The sequence below is a fragment of the Novosphingobium sp. CECT 9465 genome, assembly GCF_920987055.1.
In the GTDB taxonomy this organism is placed as follows: domain Bacteria; phylum Pseudomonadota; class Alphaproteobacteria; order Sphingomonadales; family Sphingomonadaceae; genus Novosphingobium.
The window spans coordinates 51,441-73,794 of record NZ_CAKLBX010000001.1 but is presented as its reverse complement, the minus strand read 5'-3'; the positions used below and the strand labels follow the sequence as shown (position 1 = coordinate 73,794).

The 22,354-nt window shown below is 61.6% G+C and carries 18 protein-coding genes; 10 read left to right on the top strand and 8 right to left on the bottom strand.

What is annotated here, in order from left to right; translation table 11 throughout:
• Positions 1-7: 7 nt before the first annotated feature.
• Entirely contained in the window at positions 8-418 is a 411-nt protein-coding gene (locus tag LUA85_RS00345) for a hypothetical protein (RefSeq protein WP_231466338.1), read from the bottom strand.
• Positions 419-684: 266 nt separating this feature from the next.
• Here LUA85_RS00345 and glpX point away from each other — a divergent pair, with 266 nt between their 5' ends.
• Positions 685-1,677 carry a class II fructose-bisphosphatase gene (gene glpX / locus LUA85_RS00340; protein ID WP_231466337.1) on the top strand — a complete coding sequence of 331 codons (993 nt, stop codon included), beginning with the start codon at positions 685-687 and terminating at the stop codon, positions 1,675-1,677.
• Between the two features lie 61 nt (positions 1,678-1,738).
• Here glpX and LUA85_RS00335 read toward each other — a convergent pair whose 3' ends face one another.
• The 5 genes from LUA85_RS00335 to LUA85_RS00315 form a co-directional block, all read right to left on the bottom strand.
• Positions 1,739-3,541 (bottom strand): methyl-accepting chemotaxis protein, encoded by a 1,803-nt coding sequence (locus LUA85_RS00335; RefSeq protein ID WP_231466336.1) that lies wholly within the window; start codon positions 3,539-3,541, stop codon positions 1,739-1,741.
• Positions 3,542-3,702: 161 nt separating this feature from the next.
• Positions 3,703-7,989, bottom strand: coding sequence for a DNA-directed RNA polymerase subunit beta' (gene rpoC / locus LUA85_RS00330; protein WP_231466335.1), 4,287 nt, complete (start codon positions 7,987-7,989; stop codon positions 3,703-3,705).
• Positions 7,990-8,079: 90 nt separating this feature from the next.
• On the bottom strand, positions 8,080-12,240 hold the full coding sequence (gene rpoB, locus LUA85_RS00325; protein ID WP_231466334.1) for a DNA-directed RNA polymerase subunit beta: 4,161 nt from the start codon (positions 12,238-12,240) through the stop codon (positions 8,080-8,082).
• A 155-nt stretch (positions 12,241-12,395) separates the two neighbouring features.
• Positions 12,396-13,022, bottom strand: coding sequence for a hypothetical protein (locus LUA85_RS00320; RefSeq protein ID WP_231466333.1), 627 nt, complete (start codon positions 13,020-13,022; stop codon positions 12,396-12,398).
• Positions 13,023-13,116: 94 nt separating this feature from the next.
• The gene (locus LUA85_RS00315; RefSeq protein WP_231466332.1) at positions 13,117-14,208 is read right to left on the bottom strand and encodes a hypothetical protein; all 1,092 of its coding nucleotides are present in this window, start codon (positions 14,206-14,208) and stop codon (positions 13,117-13,119) included.
• Positions 14,209-14,408: 200 nt separating this feature from the next.
• Here LUA85_RS00315 and LUA85_RS00310 point away from each other — a divergent pair, with 200 nt between their 5' ends.
• From LUA85_RS00310 to LUA85_RS00285, 6 genes are all read left to right on the top strand, one after another.
• A complete protein-coding gene (locus LUA85_RS00310) occupies positions 14,409-14,561 on the top strand; it encodes a hypothetical protein (RefSeq protein WP_231466331.1) in 153 nt (50 codons plus the stop codon).
• Between the two features lie 14 nt (positions 14,562-14,575).
• Entirely contained in the window at positions 14,576-15,106 is a 531-nt protein-coding gene (locus tag LUA85_RS00305; protein WP_231466330.1) for a DUF2975 domain-containing protein, read from the top strand.
• A complete protein-coding gene (locus LUA85_RS00300) occupies positions 15,106-15,345 on the top strand; it encodes a helix-turn-helix transcriptional regulator (RefSeq protein WP_231466329.1) in 240 nt (79 codons plus the stop codon). The genes LUA85_RS00305 and LUA85_RS00300 overlap by 1 nt, the downstream gene beginning before the upstream one ends.
• Positions 15,346-15,656: 311 nt before the next feature.
• Entirely contained in the window at positions 15,657-16,169 is a 513-nt protein-coding gene (gene rplJ, locus LUA85_RS00295; RefSeq protein ID WP_231466328.1) for a 50S ribosomal protein L10, read from the top strand.
• A 63-nt stretch (positions 16,170-16,232) separates the two neighbouring features.
• Complete coding sequence (gene rplL, locus LUA85_RS00290) at positions 16,233-16,604, top strand: 50S ribosomal protein L7/L12 (RefSeq protein ID WP_231466327.1); 372 nt, start codon at positions 16,233-16,235, stop codon at positions 16,602-16,604.
• A gap of 153 nt (positions 16,605-16,757) precedes the next feature.
• A complete protein-coding gene (locus LUA85_RS00285; protein WP_231466326.1) occupies positions 16,758-17,216 on the top strand; it encodes a hypothetical protein in 459 nt (152 codons plus the stop codon).
• 7 nt (positions 17,217-17,223) lie between these two features.
• Here LUA85_RS00285 and LUA85_RS00280 read toward each other — a convergent pair whose 3' ends face one another.
• Both LUA85_RS00280 and LUA85_RS00275 read right to left on the bottom strand, forming a co-directional pair.
• Positions 17,224-18,063: an ATP-binding protein gene (locus tag LUA85_RS00280; RefSeq protein WP_231466325.1), complete on the bottom strand. Its 840-nt coding sequence runs from the start codon at positions 18,061-18,063 to the stop codon at positions 17,224-17,226.
• Positions 18,064-18,084: 21 nt separating this feature from the next.
• A complete protein-coding gene (locus LUA85_RS00275; RefSeq protein WP_231466324.1) occupies positions 18,085-18,576 on the bottom strand; it encodes a hypothetical protein in 492 nt (163 codons plus the stop codon).
• Between the two features lie 161 nt (positions 18,577-18,737).
• Here LUA85_RS00275 and LUA85_RS00270 point away from each other — a divergent pair, with 161 nt between their 5' ends.
• The 3 genes from LUA85_RS00270 to groL all read left to right on the top strand — a co-directional run bounded on the left by LUA85_RS00270 (position 18,738) and on the right by groL (position 22,246).
• Entirely contained in the window at positions 18,738-20,114 is a 1,377-nt protein-coding gene (locus LUA85_RS00270; RefSeq protein ID WP_231466323.1) for an MATE family efflux transporter, read from the top strand.
• Between the two features lie 151 nt (positions 20,115-20,265).
• Positions 20,266-20,553 (top strand): co-chaperone GroES, encoded by a 288-nt coding sequence (gene groES / locus LUA85_RS00265; RefSeq protein WP_231466322.1) that lies wholly within the window; start codon positions 20,266-20,268, stop codon positions 20,551-20,553.
• Between the two features lie 49 nt (positions 20,554-20,602).
• Positions 20,603-22,246 (top strand): chaperonin GroEL, encoded by a 1,644-nt coding sequence (gene groL / locus LUA85_RS00260; protein ID WP_231466321.1) that lies wholly within the window; start codon positions 20,603-20,605, stop codon positions 22,244-22,246.
• The last annotated feature ends 108 nt before the right edge of the window (positions 22,247-22,354 follow it).

Sequence of the window (22,354 nt, the reverse complement as noted above, 5' to 3'; positions counted from 1 at the left end):
CGCCGAATCAGGGCGCGGGAATTTCACCCTTGGCGATACGATCCGCGTCCGATCCGGGCGGTGGCGCAGGCAGCGCCTTGATATCGAAGTAGTAAATCGGCGCGGGCACACCGCCAAGGCCGATGCAGCCCCGGCTGCAATCGCGCAGACCCGAAACATTGGGCGCGCGCGGAAGCCCGTCATCGGTTGATTTCGCGCCGTCGGTTTCGTCCCGCAAGGGAATGCGCTCCTTGTCGCTGGCTTCCTTGCCGCCACAAACCACGATCGTCCCGTCGGACCGCTGCATCGGTCGGCACCGCTCGGCCTGCGCGCCGGTCAGCAGGCGCTGCGACATCGTGGCATCGTCCTGCGCCACCTCGCCCCGCGGGAGCACTGGTCCCTGAACATTTGCATTCGTCCCGGCCTGTTGTTGCGCCATCACGGGCATCGCCCCAAAAAGAAGCGCAATGCCTGCCAGAACTGCCACTCTCGGTCTCGACAAGACCCGTCCCTCGCGTCTAGTGCCTAAGTCACACCAACGTCACCTGTGCCATGCAATTACAGGCAAGCCACACAATGATGTTTACGCATACGTTTGCACAGTCATGAACCTGCGTCGACCCGGTCCTGCCGGGATGACCCTGCACAATGGCTGAACACATGACATACGTGATTGATCCGCGCATTGACCAATAGGGAGCCATCGTGACCGACAAGCCAACCAACCCCGCCCCGTCGCAAGTCCTTGACCGTGTTCTCGTGCTCGAAATGGTTCGCGTTACCGAAGCCGCCGCCATCGGCGCGTCGCGTCTGATCGGCCGTGGCGACGAGAAGGCGGCTGACGCTGCCGCCGTTGAAGCCATGCGCGCCGCTTTCAACGAACTGGAAATGGACGGCACCGTCGTGATCGGCGAAGGTGAACGCGACGAGGCACCGATGCTCTACATCGGCGAGAAGGTGGGCGCGGCGCCCGGTCGCGGGCCAAAGATCGACATTGCCCTCGATCCGCTGGAAGGCACGACGATCACTGCCAAGGCTGGTCCCAACGCGCTGGCGGTGCTGGCGGTTGCCGAAGAGGGCGGCCTGCTCAACGCGCCCGACGTCTACATGGACAAGCTGGCCGTGGGTCCGGGCTATCCCGCCGGTATCATCGACCTCGACAAGTCTCCGACCGAGAACGTCAAGGCCGTGGCCGCCGCCAAGGGCGTCGAGCCGGGCGACATCATCGTATGTGTGCTCGACCGCGCGCGCCATGCCGATCTGATCGCCGAACTGCGCGGCATCGGCTGCGGCATCGCCTTGATCCCCGATGGTGACGTTGCCGGCGTGATCGCGGTGACCAACGAAGATACCGGCATCGACATGTACATGGGCACCGGCGGCGCACCCGAAGGCGTTCTGGCCGCAGCCGCGCTGCGCTGCGTTGGCGGGCAATTCAAGGGCCGCCTGCTGTTCCGCAACGAAGACGAGAAGAGCCGTGCGTACAAGTGGGGCATCGAAGACCTCAACAAGCAGTACGACCTGAACGAACTGGCCAAGGGCGATTGCATCTTTGCCGCAACCGGCGTGACCGACGGATCGCTGCTGGCTGGCGTGAAGACGCACAAGAACGGCGTGATGACCACCGAGAGCGTCGTCATGCGTGCATCATCGGGCACGGTCCGCTGGGTCAAGGGCGAACACCGCAAGGGCCGCTGATCTTTCGCCGCATTGTTGCCGACGGCCCGGCACCCCTTTGAGGGAGCCGGGCCGTTGCACATCAGCCTGCGGCAAGCGCGATGCGTGAACGGGTCCGTTCGGCCTGAAGCGAAGAATCGCGACGCAAGCCTTCGGGGCTGGCGACGTATGCCGGACGACTGGCATTTTCGCGTGTGCGGAATGCCGAAACAAGCTTGGTCAGGCGCTCGGCTTCGGCCGAAAGGCTGTGCGTGGCGGCAGACGATTCCTCGACCATGGCGGCATTGGCCTGAGTCATGCGGTCCATGTCTGCCACCGCCAGGTTGACACCTTCCAGGCTTTCCGCCTGAAGTCCGGCAGCCTGTGCGATCCGCATCATCATGTCATCGATTTGTGCAACCTGATCGACGATACCGACGAGGCGCTCTCCGGTCTCTCCGACGAGGCTTACGCCCTGGCCGACTTGCGCGCTGCTTGTTTCGATCAGCACCTTGATATTCTGGGCTGCCTCTGCCGAGCGCTGGGCGAGCGCCCGAACTTCGGTCGCGACCACGGCAAAGCCTTTGCCTGCCTCGCCCGCTCGCGCAGCCTCCACCCCCGCATTGAGGGCGAGCAGGTTGGTCTGGAAGGCGATGCCATCGATCACGGTTATGATCTGGCTGATTTCCCGTGCGGACGTCTCGATCGCAGCCATTGCGGCAATCGAGCGCCGCACGACTTCGCCGCCTTCACTCGCCTGGCGGTGCGTGGCATTGATCGTGTCCTGTACGCTTCGGGCGCCCGCCGCTGTTTCGCGCACGCTGGCCGTGACGCTGTTCATCGATAGAGCGGTCTGAGCAAGGCTTGATGCCTGCTGTTCGTTGCGGAAAGCAAGGTCGTCTGCGGCTGCGCGAATCTCGGCGATAGCAGACGTGACGCTGGCCGAACCGACCCGAACCGTGCGCAATGCCCCGGCCAGAGCATCTACGGCAGAATTGTAGTTGCGGCGAAGTTCCTCGTAAGCTTGCGGGAATTCCTGCTCTATCCTGAATTCCAGATCCTTGCTGGCCATGCGATCCAGCCCTGCCGTCAAGGCCTGGACCACCGCCCGTTGATCGCGCTCGGCATTCTCGCGCGCGATTCCGTTATCGCGGAACACCGCAATGGCGCGCGCCATTACCCCGATCTCGTCATCGCGTTCGGTCCCGGCAACTGTTTCGGAATAGTCGCCGCCCGCCATGCGCCGCATCGCTTCCGCCGTACCCGCCAAAGGAGCCACGATGCGGTGGCGGATCATTCGCGCCGCGCCGTGAATCATCGCCAGGATGGCAAGCGCAAGGATCGCGAACACACCAACAAGCACAACCACTGTCGTTTCGGCAAAGTCCATAAGCCCTGCGCGATATGTGCCCGATTGCGAGACAAGGCTCGTCACCGCATTGTGCTGAGCCAGATAGGCCGGGGTAAGTTCGCTGGCATGGACCTGGCGCATCGCCTCAAGATCGCCAGTCTTGAGCGCCGGTATGAAGCGGGCATCGACGGCGGTCCAGAAGGCATCGGCCGTCCCGATCGTAGTGTCGACCTGTTCGCGCAGTTCCTCAGGCACCGGCGCCTCTTGCCAGTAGCGCTTGCGCTGGAGGAACAGCTTGTGCTCCTCCTCCAGTCCGGTGATGGCATCGCCGCCATGGGCCGGATCCGCTATCGCCCATGTGGCATGGAGGTAAGGCTCCACCACGAAGGCGGGCGGGGGCAGGATGTCGGCGAGCAGTTCGTCCTGCAGCAGGTTCTGCCGATGCAACGGTCCGCCGAACCGAATGTAGCCAATCCCGGCCGACGCCAAAACGATAGCCAGCACGATCAGGCAAATGACGGCTTTGGCGCCTCGCGATGTCTGGTTCTCGATCATGGCAAGCTGTGTTCCTGAAGCGCTGAACTTTGCCAGCGAAGACTATGACAGCAGGATTAATTTCGCCGTTTCCGGCCCTTGCGTAGAATCCCCATGCGAAAAGCCCCGCCGGATCACTCCGGCGGGGCCATTCAATCTGCCTTGTGTGGTGGCGAAAAGGCTCAGGCCTCGTCATCACCCTTGATCAGGTAATCGCCCGCATCGGCATCGGTGCCGTGGGTTTCCCCCTCGACTGCTGCCAGTGGATCATCACCGATCGCTGCTTCCGGGCCTTGCGCCAGTTCGGCGGCATGCTCTTCAGCAGCCGTCTTCGGCGCAATCAGCGATTCCTGCAGCTTGCGATACGAAGCGCGCAATGCCGCATCGCGCGACGTTGCGGCAACGCGCATACGGTTCATGCCTGCACCCGTGCCCGCAGGAATCAGGCGGCCCACGATCACGTTTTCCTTGAGACCGATCAGCGAGTCCGTCTTTCCTTCGACCGCCGCCTGCGTCAGCACGCGGGTGGTTTCCTGGAACGATGCGGCCGAGATGAACGAACGCGTCTGGAGCGAAGCCTTGGTAATACCCAAAAGCACCGGCTTGCCTTCGGCAGGCGCGAAGCCTTCCTCAAGCTTGGCGTTCACTTCGAGCATTTCTTCCAGATCGACCTGTTCACCCGCCAGCAGCGTGGTGTCGCCCCCGTTGGTGATTTCAACCTTCTGCAGCATCTGGCGAACGATCACCTCGATGTGCTTGTCGTTGATCTTCACGCCCTGCAGACGGTAGACTTCCTGGATTTCTGCCACGAGGTATTCGGCCAAGGCCTCAACGCCCATCACTTCCAGAATGTCATGCGGATCAGGCGAACCAGAGATCAGGTTGTCGCCCTTCTTGACATAGTCGCCTTCCTGCACGTCGATCACGCGGCTCTTCGGCACCAGATACTCGACCGGATCACCCTCTTCCGGGATGATCGCAATCTTGCGCTTGGCCTTGTAGTCACGCACGAATTCGATGCGCCCGGCAATCTTGGCGATGATCGAATTGTCCTTGGGCTTGCGCGCTTCGAACAGTTCGGCAACGCGCGGCAGACCACCCGTGATGTCGCGGGTCTTGGCGGCTTCGCGCGATGCACGGGCAAGGATTTCACCCGCTTCAACGCGCTGGCCATCTTCGACCGAGAGCGTGGTGCCCACGGCCAGAAGATAACGCGCCGCTTCACCTGAATCGTCATCAAGCAGGGTCAGGCGAGGACGCAGGTCCTCCTTCTTGCTGCGGTTGATCGAACGGTTTTCGGTGATGACGCGGCTGGTCATGCCGGTGGCTTCGTCGGTCTGCTCGGTCAGGGTCTTGCCATCGACAAGATCCTGATAACGCACAATACCCGGCTTTTCAGTAATAACCGGCGTGGTGAACGGATCCCACTCGGCCAGACGATCGCCCTGCGAAACGGTTGCGCCGTTCTCATGGATAAGGTGCGTACCGTAAGGCACACGGTGGATTGCGCGCTCACGACCATCGGTATCCATCAACACGATTTCACCGTTGCGCGCCAGCGACAGGCGGCGATTGCGCTTGTCAGTGATCGTCGGGATATCGCGATAGATCACGGTCCCGTCGCTGATCGCCTCAAGGTGCGACTGCTCGTTGACCTGCGCCGCACCACCGATGTGGAAGGTACGCATAGTCAGCTGCGTACCCGGTTCACCGATCGACTGCGCGGCAATGACGCCGACAGCTTCACCGATATTGACCGGAGTACCACGCGCCAGATCGCGTCCGTAGCACTTGCCGCAAACGCCCTGCGTCGCTTCGCAGACCAGTGGCGAGCGGATGCGCGCCGACTGGAAGCCAGCGGCTTCGATCCGGGTGATCGCCGGTTCGTCGAGCAGATCGCCCTTGAACGCCACGACGTCGCCGGTCTTGGCTTCGACAAGGTCTTCAGCCAGCGTACGGCCGAGGATGCGTTCGCCCAGCGATGCGATTGTCGCGCCGCCCTGCACGATCGAGCGCATTTCCAGCGCGCGTTCGGTGCCGCAGTCTTCCTCGATCACGACGCAATCCTGCGACACATCGACCAGACGGCGGGTCAGGTAACCGGAGTTTGCCGTCTTGAGCGCGGTGTCGGCCAGACCCTTGCGGGCGCCGTGGGTGGAGTTGAAGTATTCAAGGACGGTCAGGCCTTCCTTGAAGTTCGAGATGATCGGCGTTTCGATGATCTCGCCCGAAGGCTTGGCCATCAGACCGCGCATACCGGCCAGCTGCTTCATCTGCGCCGGCGAACCACGCGCGCCGGAGTGGCTCATCATGTAGATGGCGTTGATCGGCTTCTGACGGCCCGTTTCGGGGTCGATCGGCGACGACTTCAACTCTTCCATCATGGCGTTCGCCACCTGATCGCCGCAACGGCTCCAGGCGTCGATCACCTTGTTGTACTTTTCCTGCTGGGTGATCAGACCGTCCTGATACTGCTGCTCGTAATCGGCAACCAGTTCCTTGGTTTCCGCAACCAGCGCGTCCTTGCTGTCCGGGATGATCATGTCATCCTTGCCGAACGAGATGCCGGCCTTGAACGCGTGGCGGAAGCCGAGCGACATGATCGCGTCAGCGAACAGCACCGTGTCCTTCTGGCCGGTGTGACGGTACACTTCGTCGATCACGTCGCCGACGTCCTTCTTCGTCAGCAGACGGTTGACGACGTCGAACGGCACCTTGTGGCTCTTGGGCAGGCATTCGCCGATCAGCATGCGGCCCGGCGTCGTTTCGAAACGCTTGAGGTACTGCTTGCCGTTCTCATCGGTCTGCGGAACGCGGGCGATGATCTTCGAGTGGAGCGTTACCGCCTTCACTTCCAGCGCCTGATGCACTTCGGCCATATCGGCCAGCATCATGCCCTCGCCCGGCTCACCTGCGCGGTCCATCGAAAGGTAATAGATGCCCAGCACCATGTCCTGCGAAGGCACGATGATCGGCTTGCCGTTCGCGGGCGACAGGATGTTGTTGGTCGACATCATCAGCACGCGCGCTTCAAGCTGGGCTTCCAGCGAAAGCGGCACGTGGACGGCCATCTGGTCGCCGTCGAAGTCGGCGTTGAAGGCCGAGCAGACGAGCGGGTGCAATTGGATCGCCTTGCCTTCGATCAGCACAGGCTCGAACGCCTGAATGCCGAGACGGTGCAGCGTAGGCGCGCGGTTGAGCATGACCGGGTGTTCGCGGATCACTTCGTCCAGGATGTCCCAGACTTCCTTGCGTTCCTTTTCGACCCACTTCTTGGCCTGCTTCAGGGTCATCGAAAGACCCTTGGCATCGAGCCGCGCGTAGATGAACGGCTTGAACAGTTCGAGCGCCATCTTCTTGGGCAACCCGCACTGGTGCAGCTTCAATTCCGGCCCGGTCACGATGACCGAACGGCCCGAATAGTCGACGCGCTTGCCCAGAAGGTTCTGGCGGAAGCGGCCCTGCTTGCCCTTGAGCATGTCGGACAGCGACTTCAGCGGACGCTTGTTGGCGCCCGTGATCACACGGCCACGGCGGCCGTTGTCGAACAATGCGTCAACGGCTTCCTGCAGCATGCGCTTTTCGTTGCGGACGATGATGTCCGGCGCGCGCAGCTCGATCAGGCGCTTCAGGCGGTTGTTGCGGTTGATGACGCGGCGGTAGAGGTCGTTGAGGTCCGACGTGGCGAAGCGGCCACCGTCCAGCGGGACCAGCGGGCGCAGTTCGGGCGGGATGACCGGCACGACATCGAGGATCATCCATTCGGGGCGGTTGCCCGAATCGATGAACGATTCCACGACCTTGAGGCGCTTGATGATCTTCTTGGGCTTGAGTTCGGACTTCGTGGTCCGCAGCTCTTCCATCAGATCGTCACGCTCCTGAACCAGATCGAGGTTCATCAGCATGTGCTTGACCGCTTCTGCGCCGATACCGGCCGAGAAGGCGTCTTCACCGTACTCGTCCTGCGCGTCGAGCAGTTCGTCTTCCGTCAGCGTCTGGTACTTTTCGAGCGGGGTCAGGCCCGGCTCGGTGACCACGTAGCTTTCGAAATACAGGATGCGCTCAAGGATCTTGAGCTGCATGTCGAGCAGCAGGCCGATGCGCGAAGGCAGCGACTTGAGGAACCAGATGTGCGCGACGGGCGCGGCCAGTTCGATGTGGCCCATGCGCTCGCGGCGCACCTTGGTCACAGTCACTTCGACGCCGCACTTTTCGCAGACGACGCCCTTGTACTTCATGCGCTTGTACTTGCCGCACAGGCACTCGTAGTCCTTTACCGGACCGAAGATGCGGGCGCAGAACAACCCGTCACGCTCAGGCTTGAACGTGCGGTAATTGATGGTTTCCGGCTTCTTGATTTCGCCGAAGGACCAGCTGCGAATGCGCTCAGGCGACGCCAGACCGATCTGGATCTGGTCGAAGGTTTCGGGCTTCGCAATCTGGTTCGTGAATTTGGAAAGTTCGTTCATTTTGTGCCGTTCCCTTGCCCCATTGAGAGGCGCTGGACGTGAATTTTTGATCGAAGGAACGGGCGACGGATGAACCGCCGCCCCTCACCCTCATTCCGCAGCCTGCGCGAAATCGTCGTCGTCGGTGTTATCCAGCGAAGACAATTCGACGTTAAGGCCGAGCGAGCGCATTTCCTTGACGAGCACGTTGAAGCTTTCGGGAATGCCGGCCTCGAAGGTGTCGTCGCCCTTGACGATGGCTTCGTAGACCTTGGTACGTCCGACGACATCGTCCGACTTCACCGTCAGCATTTCCTGCAGCGTGTAAGCCGCGCCATAGGCCTGAAGCGCCCAGACTTCCATTTCCCCGAAGCGCTGGCCACCGAACTGCGCCTTGCCACCCAGCGGCTGCTGCGTGACGAGGGAGTACGGCCCGATCGAACGTGCGTGGATCTTGTCGTCCACAAGGTGGTGCAGCTTGAGCACGTACTTCATGCCCACGGTAACCTTGCGATCGAACGATTCCCCGGTGCGACCGTCGAACAGCGTGACCTGACCCGATTCATCCAGCCCGGCCAGACGCAGCATGTCGGTCACGTCCTTTTCCACCGCGCCGTCGAACACCGGCGAACCCATCGGTACGCCGAGACGGACCGACTGGGCGAAGTCGATTATCTGGTCGTCACTGCGCGCGGCAATCTCGGCGGTATAGTTGCTGCCGTAGATTTCCGTGAGCAGTTCACGCACCGCTTCGGGCGGTTGCCCTGCTTCGGGGTTCGGGTTGGCTTCGCGCCACGCATCCAGCGCATCGCCGATACGCTTGCCCAGACCGCGCGCGGCCCAGCCAAGGTGCGTTTCGAAGATCTGCCCCACATTCATGCGCGAAGGCACACCCAGCGGGTTGAGCACGAAATCGACCGGCGTACCGTCTTCGAGGAACGGCATGTCTTCCTGCGGCAGGATGCGGCTGATGATGCCCTTGTTGCCGTGGCGGCCGGCCATCTTGTCGCCCGGCTGCAGCTTGCGCTTCACCGCCACGAAGACCTTGACCATCTTCAACACGCCCGGAGCGAGTTCGTCACCACGCTCAAGCTTTTCCTTGCGATCCTCGAACTTCTCCTGGATCGCCTTGACCGCCGCGTCGTACTGCGCCTTGACCGCTTCAAGCTGGCTCTGGCGCGCGTCGTCGGCAACGGCGAACTTCCACCATTCGAAGCGCTCGACATCGGCCAGCACCTGCTCGTCGATCTCGATGCCCTTCTTGATGCCCTTGGGCGCGGCAGCGATCGTCTGGCCAAGCAGCATTTCGTTGAGGCGGTTGAAGGTGGCGCGGTTGAGAATCGCGCGCTCGTCCTCGCGGTCCTTGGCGAGGCGTTCGATTTCCTCGTTCTGGATCGCGCGGGTACGGTCGTCGATCTCGATGCCGTGGCGGTTGAACACGCGCACATCGACGATCGTGCCTGCAACGCCCGGCGGCAGGCGCAGCGAGGTATCGCGAACGTCCGAGGCCTTTTCACCGAAGATCGCGCGCAGCAGCTTTTCTTCCGGCGTCATCGGCGATTCACCCTTGGGGGTGATCTTGCCGACGAGGATGTCACCGGGGTGAACTTCCGCGCCGATATAGACGATGCCCGCTTCGTCGAGGTTGCGCAGGGCTTCCTCGCCGACGTTCGGAATGTCGCGGGTGATGTCTTCAGGCCCAAGCTTGGTATCGCGGGCCATGACTTCGAACTCCTCGATGTGGATCGAGGTGAAGACGTCTTCCTTGACGATGCGTTCGCTGATCAGGATCGAGTCTTCGTAGTTGTAGCCATTCCACGGCATGAACGCGACGAGCACGTTGCGGCCCAGCGCCAGTTCGCCGAACTCGGTCGAGGGACCGTCGGCGATGATGTCGCCCTTCTCGATCAGATCACCCACCTTCACCAGCGGACGCTGGTTGATGCAGGTCGACTGGTTCGAGCGTTCGAACTTCTGCAGGCGATAGATATCGACGCCCGATTGGCCGGGTTCGATATCGCCCGAAGCGCGGATAACGATACGCGTGGCGTCAACCTGGTCGACAATGCCGGAGCGCAGCGCCGAAATCGCTGCGCCCGAATCGCGCGCAACCGTTTCTTCCATGCCGGTGCCGACGAACGGTGCATCCGCTTTGATCAATGGCACGGCCTGGCGCTGCATGTTCGAACCCATGAGCGCGCGGTTGGCGTCATCGTTTTCCAGGAACGGAATGAGCGATGCAGCGACCGAGACGAGCTGCTTTGGCGAAACGTCCATCAGCGTGACCGTATCGCGCGGCGCCATCACGAATTCGCCGTTCTGACGCGCCGAGACGAGTTCCTCGACGAACGAGCCGTCCGTGTTGGTTTCAGCCGAAGCCTGTGCAACCGTGTGCTTCTGCTCTTCCATGGCGGACAGATAGACCACGTCCTTGGTCACCTTGCCGTCGATCACCTTGCGGTACGGCGTTTCGATGAAGCCGTACTTATTGACGCGGGCGAAAGTCGAAAGCGAGTTGATCAGGCCGATGTTCGGGCCTTCCGGCGTTTCAATCGGGCAGATGCGGCCATAATGCGTGGGGTGAACGTCGCGTACTTCGAAGCCTGCGCGTTCACGCGTGAGACCGCCAGGCCCCAACGCCGACACGCGACGCTTGTGCGTCACTTCGGACAGCGGGTTGGTCTGGTCCATGAACTGCGACAGCTGCGAGGAGCCGAAGAATTCACGAACGGCAGCAACCGCAGGCTTGGCGTTGATCAGGTCGTTCGGCATGACGGTGGAGACGTCAACCGAAGACATGCGCTCCTTGACCGCGCGCTCCATGCGCAGCAGGCCGACACGGTACTGGTTTTCCAGCAGTTCGCCCACCGAACGCACACGGCGGTTGCCGAGGTTGTCGATGTCATCGACTTCGCCCTTGCCGTCCTTCAGGCTGACCAGTTCCTTGACCACGGCGAGAATATCGTCGGTGCGCAGGGTGGTAACCGTATCCTCGCAATCGAGGCTCAGGCGCATGTTCAGCTTCACGCGACCCACGGCCGAAAGGTCGTAACGGTCAGGATCGAAGAACAGGCCGTCGAACAGTGCTTCGGCGGTCTCGCGCGTCGGCGGTTCGCCGGGGCGCATCACGCGATAGATGTCGGCCAGCGCGTGATCGCGATCGGGTGATTTGTCGGCCTTGAGCGTATTGCGGATCCATGGACCCGTGGTGATGTGATCGATATCGAGCAGTTCGAGGCGATCGACACCGACGCGGTCGAGAACTTCGAGGTTCTCAGGCCCGACTTCATCGCCTGCTTCGATCCAGATGCGACCGGTCGATTCGTCAATCAGGTCCTTGGCGGCATAACGGCCGAAGATTTCCTCGGTCGGGATCAGCAGTTCTTCAAGACCGTCCTTGAACGCCTTGTTGGCGGCGCGCGGAGAAATCTTCTGCCCGGCGGGGAAGATGATCTCGCCCGACTTTCCGTCGACGATGTCGAAGGTCGGCTTGGTGCCGCGCCATTGTTCGAGCACGAACGGAACCTTCCAGCCCGATTCAGCGCGGGTCCAGGTGACGGTTTCGTAGAAGAAGTCGAGGATCTGGTCGTCGGCAAGGCCCAGCGCGTGGAGCAGCGCGGTGACCGGCAGCTTGCGCTTGCGGTCGATGCGGACGTTGACGATGTCCTTGGCGTCGAACTCGAAATCGAGCCACGAACCGCGGTAAGGAATCACGCGGGCGGCAAACAGATACTTGCCCGAAGAGTGCGTCTTGCCGCGATCATGGTCGAACAGAACGCCCGGCGAACGGTGCATCTGCGAAACGATCACGCGTTCGGTGCCGTTGATGAAGAAGGTGCCGTTCTCGGTCATGAGCGGGATATCGCCCATGTAGACGTCCTGCTCCTTGATATCGATGAGGCTCTTCGTCTCGGTCTCGGCGTCCACTTCGAACGTGGCGAGCTTGAGCGTGACCTTCATCGGCGCGGCATACGTGATGCCGCGCTGACGGCATTCGTTCACGTCATACTTTGGCGCTTCGAGGACGTACCCATCACGCTCCTTGATATCGAGGCTGGCGGTGCCGGCGAAATCCTGGATCGGAAAAACCGAGCGCAGCGTCTTTTCCAGTCCCGACACATAGCCCGTCGCCGGGTCTGACCGCAGGAACTGCTCGTATGATTCGCGCTGAACCTCGATCAGGTTCGGCATCTGCACGACTTCGTGGATGTCGCCGAAGATCTTGCGGATGCGCTTCTTCACACCAGGACGGCTGGGAGCTTTTGTAGCCATGAAGGTTACGAGCCTCTTTCAAGTAATTGCCGGAACAACCGGGCCGGAAACCGGCGGAAATCTGCCACGCGCAGCGAGTGGCACCATCAAACGATAAAAGGCCGCCCAGCGCATGATTTTCCGAAAACGGAAGCCATGGCCCGCAGCCTTTCGCGTCAGATGAATTGCCCGATCGCTTCCTTCCGTGGCCGTCCCCTGCGCATGGGAAAGCCTTGCTCGAAGCGAGGGCGTTGGGTGTCTATAGAGGCGATGCCTCGCGTTGTCAAAAGCCGAACTGTCAAACTCAAGCCCGCGCGCGCGGGCTTGAGAAATGCCAGGGCGAAGAATGCGACCAGGGCCGACCACGCCAGCGTCAGGCCCGCCCATAACGCCAGGAGCCGGACTTCATTTGCCTGCAACGCCGCCCGCTTCCATATCTCTTTTGGCAGGGCCGCTTGCTCCAGCAGCCACTCCACATCTCCCGGACACTGATCGGCCGCCGACCGCTTCATGTCATTTGCGATGGCGATCGCTTCGTCGGTCCAACCACAGCCACCGATGATTGCCTGATCGCCGTGAACGATCTGGAACTGCATCAGATCGATGGTGTAAAAGCCCAGAAGGACCAGACTGACCACAGTCAGGGCGGCAAATACCATGCGAGCGGTGCGCGCTTTCAGCCGCTGACCGAACACCCACACGTTGCACAGCACGACCAGCACCAGCAGTGCACAGATCATCGCTATGTTGACGGCGGCATAGCTTTCAGACGTAGGGGCAAAGCCCGACAGCGCTGCAAGCACCGGCGCAAATGCGCCCCCCGCAAGGACCAGCGCCCATACCGATCCTATCCGCTCGACGAATGCATTGAAGTTTTCCATCGGGTGCCTCGGCTTTTCAGGGGGCTGGAGTCAATGTCACGACGGGCGGCGATTCTCCCGGAGTCAACGGCAGTTCGAACAGCACCGCGCTGTTTACATCAAACTGCCCCTTCGCCCATTGCGATCCGATCTTGGCTACATAGACATGGCGCCCGTGCCTCCTCAGCGCCAGCGCGGCCTTGTTTCCCGCAGGCTTGAAACCGCAAGCCGTGCTTTCCCATGCAAGGTTGCGTCGGCTGCACAGCAGGCCTTCCATGCCGCGCCCGACAAGCACTTGCGATGCGCCGGCCGGCCATGCGACCGCAAAGTACTTTTGTGGGGCGTAAGCCGGCGGCGGAGGCGGTGGAGGCGGTGGAGGCGGCGGCAGCAATGGTGTGGACACCCCAGGAAACGCCGTAGTTTCCTGCTCGAAATCATCGATACAAGGACCGCGCAGGATCAGGACAGGCAATTCACCATCCTCTGTCGCCTCTTCCTCGGTCAGCGCGCGTACGATGGCGCGATTGATTTTACGCAGGTCTTCATCAGCGACACCACCGTCAAGATATCTGTTGCTCTCCCCCGCCAGCATTACCTGATCCTCTTCGGCCAAAGGCGCCTTGAAGGCGGCTTCGAGCGCCAATTCAAAGTTTGCCTGTTCAATCTGCCATGCCTTGATATCGCCATAGGCCACGGCATCGCCGCTGAACTGGTTCTCAGCTTCATCCATCAAGCCACGAAGGCTGCACGTCCGCAGATAGAGGACCCGCAGGTGATCGGTCTCTTCACGGGGCAGATCGTCATAATCGTCTGGAATCTGCTTGAGGAAACCTTCTTCAATCCTGGCCACCAGACGCGGGTGATCCCTGATCGACGCATAACCCATCTTGCGCAGCTCGGCTGCCTGGTCTGGCAAGGCATCGACAGGGAAAAACACATCGCTGACGGGCACTTCAACAAAGCGGCGATCCAGCGCAGATGGAAGTTTGCGCAGGCGATCTTTCAACAGATCGATCATCGCCCGATCTGCGGAAACAGGGCCATCGGCGGTGACCGACTGGGCCTGCGCAGGCCCGGCAGACAGGCAGGCCACGGCCAGTCCCGCCAATGCGCTTTTGAAACACCCCACGTGCTCACCCCTCCCAAAGCGGTCAACCGACAGGAGGAGGAGATTAGCAACCGCCATGCTTCGTCAATCGAAACTTGCATGATGTGCGCAGGAACACATCGTCGGCAACCCGCCACATATCGTTTTTCGATATTATTGATTGACGATAAGGCGAATCGAGATTATTGAATTTCAATATATCCCATATCGGAGAACGATCAATGACCCGCCCCTTCCATCGAACTGCCGTGGCGATTGTGCCGCTGCTGCTGGCCGCAACGGTGTGGCAGCCTGTGGTCGATGCGGCGCGCGGTCCGCTCGCCTCTGCACAAGGTTCGGTTGCAGCCTCCTATGCGCTCCCGCTCGCGGCCTGAAAGGAAGATCAGCCATGTCCAATTTCCGTACAGACCCGCTGCTCGGCATTGCCAAGGCGCTGTTGACGTTCACCATGATCGTTTTCGTCATTGGCATCATCTCGCTGGGCATCGGCACCGTCGCGATCATCGTCATGAACGGCCTGGTCACCGCCAAGCTGCTTGAAAACGGTGCCCCCGCACAAGCCTTCTGGGCCATTCTGCTGCTGTTGCCGCTGATCGCCGGGCTGCTGATGCTGTCCTACCGCTTCGCCGAAAACCTGCGCGCCATCGTGCTTACCGTTGAACAGGGTGATCCATTCATTCCCGACAACGCAGGTCGCCTCAGGGCGATGGCATGGCTGGCGCTCGCCATGCAACTTGTCTCCATACCGATCGCTGCCAACGCATCATGGATCGAGAACGCGATGGAGAAGTCGGGCGACATGCAAGTCACTGTCGACGGCTCGGCCAACGGCCTGCTGCTCGCTCTCGTCCTGTTCATCCTTGCCCGCGTGTTCAAGACTGGCGCGAAAATGCGCGAAGACCTGGAAGGGACCGTGTGATGCCGCCCGAAACCCAGTCCAGAATCGTCGTCAAGCTCGATGATCTGCTGCACGCCCGCCGCATGACGCTGACCGAACTGGCCGAGCGGATCGATCTCACGCTCGCCAATGTGTCCATTCTCAAGACCGGCAAGGCCAAGGCCATACGCTTCTCTACCCTTGAGGCGATCTGTCGCGAACTCGATTGCCAGCCCGGCGACGTGCTCGGATATGATGCAGAAGGCGCCGATGCCCGGTAATGCTTGACTTCGCGCCGCGAATCTCCGAAAGGCCCGCCCGACCGGTGGGCCTTATGGCCTTGCCGCTCATCCGTCCGAGACAGTTGGCGTGCGGGAACTGCCTGCACTTAATGTCCAACCTAGGCGGGGAAAAGAGTTTCTGACCCTTCGCTCCTGATATGGACCGTGGTGTCGTTTGCGCTAACGGACTTTCGTTTCCGGGCGCATCTCCTTCCCTTGTCAACGGACTCGCCGGTGCTCTTTTCGGAGCACCGACAAACGTAGCCGACCGTGCAGGGCAACCTGCCCGGTCATTTGTGAAGGAGTTAGGCATGGATCGTTCGCAGAAAGCCGAATCGGTCGCATTCCTTAACGGCGTCTTTTCCGAGGCCGGCGCGGTGGTCATCACCCGCAATCTCGGCATGACGGTGGCCCAGTCCACCGTCCTGCGCAACAAGATCCGTGAAGCGGGTGCCACCTACAAGGTTGCGAAGAACAGTCTTGCCAAGCTTGCCGTCGCGGGCACCGATTACGAAGGTCTGGGTGATTTCTTCACCGGGCCTACCGCAATCGCGGCGTCCGTCGATCCGGTTGCTGCCGCCAAGGCAGTGGTCGAGTTCGCCAAGACCACCGACAAGATCGAAATCGTCGGTGGTGCAATGGGTTCGCAGGTTCTCAACGAAGCCGGGGTCAAGGCGCTCGCCTCCATGCCCAGCCTCGATGAACTGCGCGGCACGCTCATCGGCCTCATCCAAGCTCCGGCCACGAAGATCGCCCAGCTCACGACTGCTCCGGCAGCCAAGCTGGCCCGCGTCTTCGGCGCCTACGCCAAGGAAGCCGCATAAGACTGTTCGATTTCCCGCCGACGGCCACGCCGTCGGACACCAACAAATCAGGAGTGATATATCATGGCTGACATCGCCAATCTCGTTGCCGAACTGTCGAAGCTGACCGTTCTTGAAGCCGCTGACCTTGCCAAGGCTCTCGAAGAAGCATGGGGCGTTTCCGCCGCTGCTGCCGTTGCCGTTGCCGGTCCTGCTGCAGCTCCCGCTGAAGCTGCTGAAGAAAAGACCGAATTTGACGTGATCCTCACCGGCGACGGTGGCAAGAAGATCCAGGTCATCAAGGAAGTCCGCGCGATCACGCAGCTCGGCCTGACCGAAGCCAAGGCGCTTGTCGAAGCGGCTCCCAAGGCTGTCAAGGAAGGCGTGTCGAAGGCTGAAGCCGAAGACATCAAGAAGAAGATCGAAGAAGCCGGCGGCACCGTCGAAATCAAGTAATCTGGCGAAATCCAGTAATCTTCTTTACAAGTTTCGCGGGTGTCTTGAAGCATTCGCGGATGGGAAAGGCGGGGCTTCGGCTCCGCCTTTTTCGTTTGTCGGCACGTACATGCTGCGACATTGTCCCGCTTGGGAAACCAGAGGGGGGAACCAGTGCCAGCCGATATCGAACGCTATCGCCAATTTGCCGCAAGCAGGGTCGAACAGCTCGAACATGAGGACCGCAGCCTGCGCCGCTGGCTGATCATGGTCCGCATCGGCAGCTGGCCACTGCAAATCATCAGCATCGTCTTTCCGGTGGCGGCCGGATCATTCTCGCTGGCTGACCTGCCGGCCGATTCCGCGCTTGTGCCGATGTTCAGCTTCATCGGCGCGGCGGCAGTCGCCCTCCACCGTGGCCTTAACTGCGATGCCTATCAAAGCGCCTACAAGCGCACCACGCAGGCGGTGCGCAGCATCATCGAGGATTACGAGTGCATTTCCGCAGTGGCTGACGAGAAAGTGGCCGATGCCCTGAAAAAGGCCGAGGCGCGGCTGCACGAATTGCGCGCGACCAGCAACGACGTTCCGCCCCGCCGACGCAAGGCACTGGCCACGGCCACCGCGGCATGACGCCTGATCATGCCGCCGCTGGCGCTATCGGTACGGATACCGTCACCCGCAAACCCCCGCTTTCAGCGCGGGCAAACGACAGCGCGCCACCGAACCGCTGCAACAGCCGGTGCGCGGTCGGGATGCCCAGACCAAATCCCGCCGTATCACGCGCCCGCGCTTCGTCGATGCGATAGAATGGTGCCAGTATCCGTTCGAACTGGTCTTCGGGAATACCGGGACCGGTGTCCTCGACGGTGATTGTCCAGCACCCTTCCGCGTCCGGCACGACATCGACATCGGCCAACCCCGCATAGTGAATGGCATTTTCTACCAGCGCCCGCACGACCAGCAGCAGCGGCTCCCGATAGGTCTGAACAATGGCATCGGGCGCAACCGTCAGCCTGGCCTGCCCCGGAAAGACACCGCCCAGCAGATCGCCAACCGCAAGCCCCAGGTCGACCGTCTCCGGCTCGGCGGCAAGGTGCTGCGCACGCAGGTATTGCTGGAGCGACATGAGCATCGCTTCCATTTCCATGGTGCTGTCGCGCACGAGTCCCGCGATCTCGGCATCGTCGATCAGGTCCGCCGCGATGGTTACGCGCGACAATGGTGTGCGCAGATCGTGGCTGATCGCCTCGAAAGACCGGGCCTGTTCCTCCAGCATCGCGGCGATGCGCGCCTGCATGGCATTCATCGAACGCGCAAGACTGCGCAAATCGTCAGGCCCGCGTTCCTGCACCGGCACGATCTGTCCCTGCCCGATCGCATCGGCCGCATCGGTCAATTCACGCAAGGGCCGCGTCATGATCCGTAGCGACCACAATGCAAGGCCAAGGCCCAGCGCGGCGGTCACCAGCGTCAGCACGGTGGCGCGCAGGGCGATCGGTCACCCCGAACTGATATCGCGCGAGCGGAAGTTGAGCCAGCGCCCGTCAGCAAGACGCATGGCGCCGATCAGGTCGCGATAGCCGCGGCGTGAAGGCTCGATCCCCAGAACCAGCGCCTGCGCGCCCAGCGATGGCTCCCATCGCAGGATGTGCCGACGGATTTCATCAACGGCTTCGTCCTGCGGGCCAGCCGCGACCTGTGGCGCATCAGCCAGCGCAACCTCAAGGTGACTGGTCGACATGGTCCGGGCAAGCGCTTCCGGGGCCACGTCGTGCATGCGTTGACTCACCACCAGCAACTCGGCAACCCGGCGCGCGTGATCTTCACGCAGCGTTTCCTTGTCGATGGCGTTGTAAAACAGCAGGCTTGCAAGGGCTTGCACCGCCGCCAGCAAGAGCAGCAGCGTAGCGGCGCGCACCGCCAGCCGAGACAGGTTCGGGCCATGGCGCGTCGCTCGTTTCGAGCGTGAGCGCGAAGCCGGTTCGGGCATCCCTTCCATCGCCGAACGCTGTCACCGCTTGGCCCGGCGGTCAACCTGTTGCGCCCGGTGGACATGTTTTGTGATGGTGCAGGCCTGCGGAAAGGCGGAATGGTCGCATTTGCGGCAACTCTGCTTTCCTCGCGCGCGCCAGCACCCTATGGCCCCTTCCGATGTTTGAAAAGCCGCCCTTGCGTTATACCGATGAACTGCGCGCGATGCTCCGCCTCGCCGCACCGCTGGTTGGTGCAAATCTGCTGCAGATGGCGGTGTTTGCAGTCGATGTGGTGTTCGTCGCGCGCTTGGGGCCTGAGGCGCTGGCCGCCTCGTCACTCTCGGTATCGCTGTTCGGCCTGCTGATGTGGTCGATGACGGGGCTGGTCGGTGCGGCATCCCCGTTAATTGCCGCCGAACTCGGAAGTCGTGCCCACGCCGTGCGCGAAGTGCGGCGCACCGTTCGCATGGCAGGATGGGCCGGGCTGCTGGCGGCATTCGTGGCTATGGGAATCTGCCTGATGGGTGGTCCCCTGATGCGGCTCACCGGGCAGGATCCCGGTGTGATAGCCCGCGCTGTGCCCTTCCTTGCCGTGCTCAGCCTTGCGGCGATTCCGGCAGTGATGTCCGCGCTGTTGCGTACGGTCGTCGCCACGCTTGGCCGTCCGGGCATCGGCACCGCAATCACCGGCATGGCCGTAGCGGTCAATTCGCTCGGCAACTGGATGTTCGTGTTCGGCAATCTTGGTGCGCCCGAACTCGGCCTCCAGGGTTCGGCCATTTCGAGCGTGATCACCAGCACGGCCATGCTTCTCGCCTTTGCGCTGGTCATCCGCTTCGACCGCCGCCTCCACCGGTATCGCCTGCTGGGGCGCTGGTGGAAGCCCGAATGGAAGCGCTTTTCCGATGTGCTGCGCATCGGCCTGCCGATCTGCGGCACGATTATCGCCGAGGCCGGCATGTTCAACGGTGCGGCCTTCGTGATGGGTCGCATCGGCGAGGTTGAACTCGCCGCCCACACCGTGGCGCTGCAATTTGCTGCAATCGCGTTTCAGGTGCCGTTCGGCGTGGGCCAGGCCGCCACGATCCGCGTCGGACTCGCTTTCGGTGCGCGCGACAATGCTGCGATTGCGCTGGCAGGAAAGGTGGCTACCCAACTCGGCATCGGCTTCATGGCGATATCGGCCGCGTTCATGCTGGCGTTCCCCTACCAGTTGCTGCACCTCTACATCGATCCTGCCGCGCCGGAAAATGCGCGCATGGTCACTCTCGCCCTGCAATACATGGTCGTGGCCGCCGCTTTCCAGCTGTTCGACGGGGCACAGGCCGTGGGTGCCAGCATGCTGCGCGGGCTGCAGGATACGCGGGTGCCGATGCTGATCGCCATCTTCGGCTACTGGGTGCCCGGCGTCGGGACTGCCCTCGTGCTTGGCCTCAACACCTCCATCGGCGGGCTTGGCGTATGGATCGGGCTGCTGGTCGGACTGGTTTTCGTCGCGGGTCTGCTGCACTGGCGCTGGAGCCGCAGGGCCGGTCTGGGACTGCTCCCCGCTTGAAAAGTGCGCCTTGCCGAATTGTTCATCGGCGTGAAAAGATTCTCGTGCACCCCCATTGACGGCCCATGGCACCACGCCCATATCCCGCCCGCTGGCACTCTCGGCCTGAGAGTGCCAAGCCCCATTTTTAACATGGAAGAGGGAGCAACCCATGTCATTCCGTCCGTTGCACGATCGCGTGCTGGTACGCCGCGTCGAAGCCGAGGAAAAGACCGCTGGCGGGATCATCATTCCCGACAGCGCTAAGGAAAAGCCCGCTGAAGGCGAAATCGTTGCCGTTGGCACCGGTGCCCGTGCTGAAAACGGCACGATCACCCCGATGGACGTCAAGGTCGGTGACCGCGTCCTGTTCGGCAAGTGGTCCGGCACCGAAGTCAAGGTTGGCGGCGAAGACCTGCTGATCATGAAGGAATCGGATGTCCTCGGCGTGATCGGCTGATCATCCAGACTTTCCGCCTGACCCATTCAAATCTTCAAAGGAAATCAACATGGCAGCCAAGGACGTAAAGTTCGGCCGTGACGCCCGCGAACGCATTCTGCGCGGCGTCGACATTCTCGCTGACGCCGTAAAGGTCACGCTCGGTCCCAAGGGCCGCAACGTGGTGATCGACAAGAGCTTCGGCGCACCCCGCATCACCAAGGACGGCGTCACCGTCGCCAAGGAAATCGAACTCAAGGACAAGTTCGAGAACATGGGCGCCCAGATGCTGCGCGAAGTGGCGTCGAAGGCCAACGACGCAGCTGGTGACGGCACCACCACCGCCACCGTTCTCGCGCAGGCCATCGTTCGCGAAGGCATGACCTCGGTCGCCGCCGGCATGAACCCGATGGACCTGAAGCGCGGCATCGATATCGCCGTCCTCAAGGTCGTCGAAAACCTCAAGGCGCGTTCGACCCCGGTTACCGGTTCTTCGGAAATCGCACAGGTCGGCATCATCTCGGCCAATGGCGATGCCGAAGTCGGCAACAAGATTGCCGAAGCGATGGAAAAGGTCGGCAAGGAAGGCGTCATCACCGTTGAAGAGGCCAAGGGCCTCGAATTCGAACTCGATGTCGTCGAAGGCATGCAGTTCGATCGCGGTTACCTCTCGCCCTACTTCATCACCAACCCGGAAAAGATGACGGTCGAGCTGGAAAACCCGTACATCCTGATTCATGAGAAGAAGCTGTCCTCGCTCCAGGCGATGCTGCCGATCCTCGAAGCGGTTGTGCAGTCGGGCCGTCCGCTGCTGATCATCGCCGAAGACATCGAAGGCGAAGCGCTGGCTACCCTCGTCGTCAACAAGCTGCGTGGCGGCCTCAAGATCGCTGCCGTCAAGGCACCGGGCTTTGGCGATCGCCGTAAGGCGATGCTGGGCGATATCGCTACGCTGACCGCGGGCGAGATGATTTCCGAAGACCTCGGCATCAAGCTCGAAACCGTCACTCTCGGCATGCTCGGTCAGGCCAAGAAGGTCACGATCGACAAGGACAACACCACGATCGTCGATGGTGCCGGTTCGGCTGACGAGATCAAGGGCCGCGTCGAGCAGATCCGTGCGCAGATCGAAGTGACCACTTCGGACTACGACCGTGAAAAGCTTCAGGAACGCCTTGCCAAGCTTGCTGGCGGCGTTGCCGTGATCAAGGTCGGCGGTGCTACCGAAGTCGAAGTGAAGGAACGCAAGGACCGCGTCGACGACGCTCTCCACGCGACCCGCGCTGCGGTCGAAGAAGGCATCGTCCCCGGTGGCGGTACGGCCCTCCTTTACGCAACCAAGGCTCTCGAAGGTCTCAAGGGCGCGAACGACGATCAGACCAAGGGCATCGACATCGTGCGTCGCGCGATCCAGGCCCCGCTGCGCCAGATCGCCACGAACGCCGGCCATGACGGTGCGGTTGTCGCTGGCAACCTGCTGCGCGAAAACGACGAAAACCAGGGCTTCAACGCCTCGACCGACGTTTACGAAAACCTGAAGGCTGCCGGCGTGATCGATCCTACCAAGGTCGTCCGTACTGCGCTTCAGGATGCAGCATCGGTCTCCGGCCTGCTCATCACGACGGAAGCTGCCATCAGCGAACGTCCTGAAGACAAGCCCGCAATGCCGCCGATGGGTGGCGGAATGGGCGGCATGGGCGGTATGGACTTCTAAGTTCCGCGCCAAGTACGACGAACAGGAAAAGGGGTCGGAAGGGAAATCTTCCGGCCCCTTCCTTCGTCAGTTTGCGATGAATTTTTGCCGGGAACCTTTTGCGGCAAA

Excerpts from the sequence above, each read along its gene's own strand:
- LUA85_RS00345 (WP_231466338.1), bottom strand. The coding sequence starts at position 418 with ATGGCGCAACAACAGGCCGGGACGAATGCAAATGTTCAGGGACCAGTG.
- LUA85_RS00335 (WP_231466336.1), bottom strand. The coding sequence starts at position 3,541 with ATGATCGAGAACCAGACATCGCGAGGCGCCAAAGCCGTCATTTGCCTG.
- rpoC (WP_231466335.1), bottom strand. The coding sequence starts at position 7,989 with ATGAACGAACTTTCCAAATTCACGAACCAGATTGCGAAGCCCGAAACC.
- rpoB (WP_231466334.1), bottom strand. The coding sequence starts at position 12,240 with ATGGCTACAAAAGCTCCCAGCCGTCCTGGTGTGAAGAAGCGCATCCGC.
- LUA85_RS00310 (WP_231466331.1), top strand. The coding sequence starts at position 14,409 with ATGACCCGCCCCTTCCATCGAACTGCCGTGGCGATTGTGCCGCTGCTG.
- LUA85_RS00305 (WP_231466330.1), top strand. The coding sequence starts at position 14,576 with ATGTCCAATTTCCGTACAGACCCGCTGCTCGGCATTGCCAAGGCGCTG.
- LUA85_RS00300 (WP_231466329.1), top strand. The coding sequence starts at position 15,106 with ATGCCGCCCGAAACCCAGTCCAGAATCGTCGTCAAGCTCGATGATCTG.
- rplJ (WP_231466328.1), top strand. The coding sequence starts at position 15,657 with ATGGATCGTTCGCAGAAAGCCGAATCGGTCGCATTCCTTAACGGCGTC.
- rplL (WP_231466327.1), top strand. The coding sequence starts at position 16,233 with ATGGCTGACATCGCCAATCTCGTTGCCGAACTGTCGAAGCTGACCGTT.
- LUA85_RS00275 (WP_231466324.1), bottom strand. The coding sequence starts at position 18,576 with ATGCCCGAACCGGCTTCGCGCTCACGCTCGAAACGAGCGACGCGCCAT.
- LUA85_RS00270 (WP_231466323.1), top strand. The coding sequence starts at position 18,738 with ATGTTTGAAAAGCCGCCCTTGCGTTATACCGATGAACTGCGCGCGATG.
- groES (WP_231466322.1), top strand. The coding sequence starts at position 20,266 with ATGTCATTCCGTCCGTTGCACGATCGCGTGCTGGTACGCCGCGTCGAA.
- groL (WP_231466321.1), top strand. The coding sequence starts at position 20,603 with ATGGCAGCCAAGGACGTAAAGTTCGGCCGTGACGCCCGCGAACGCATT.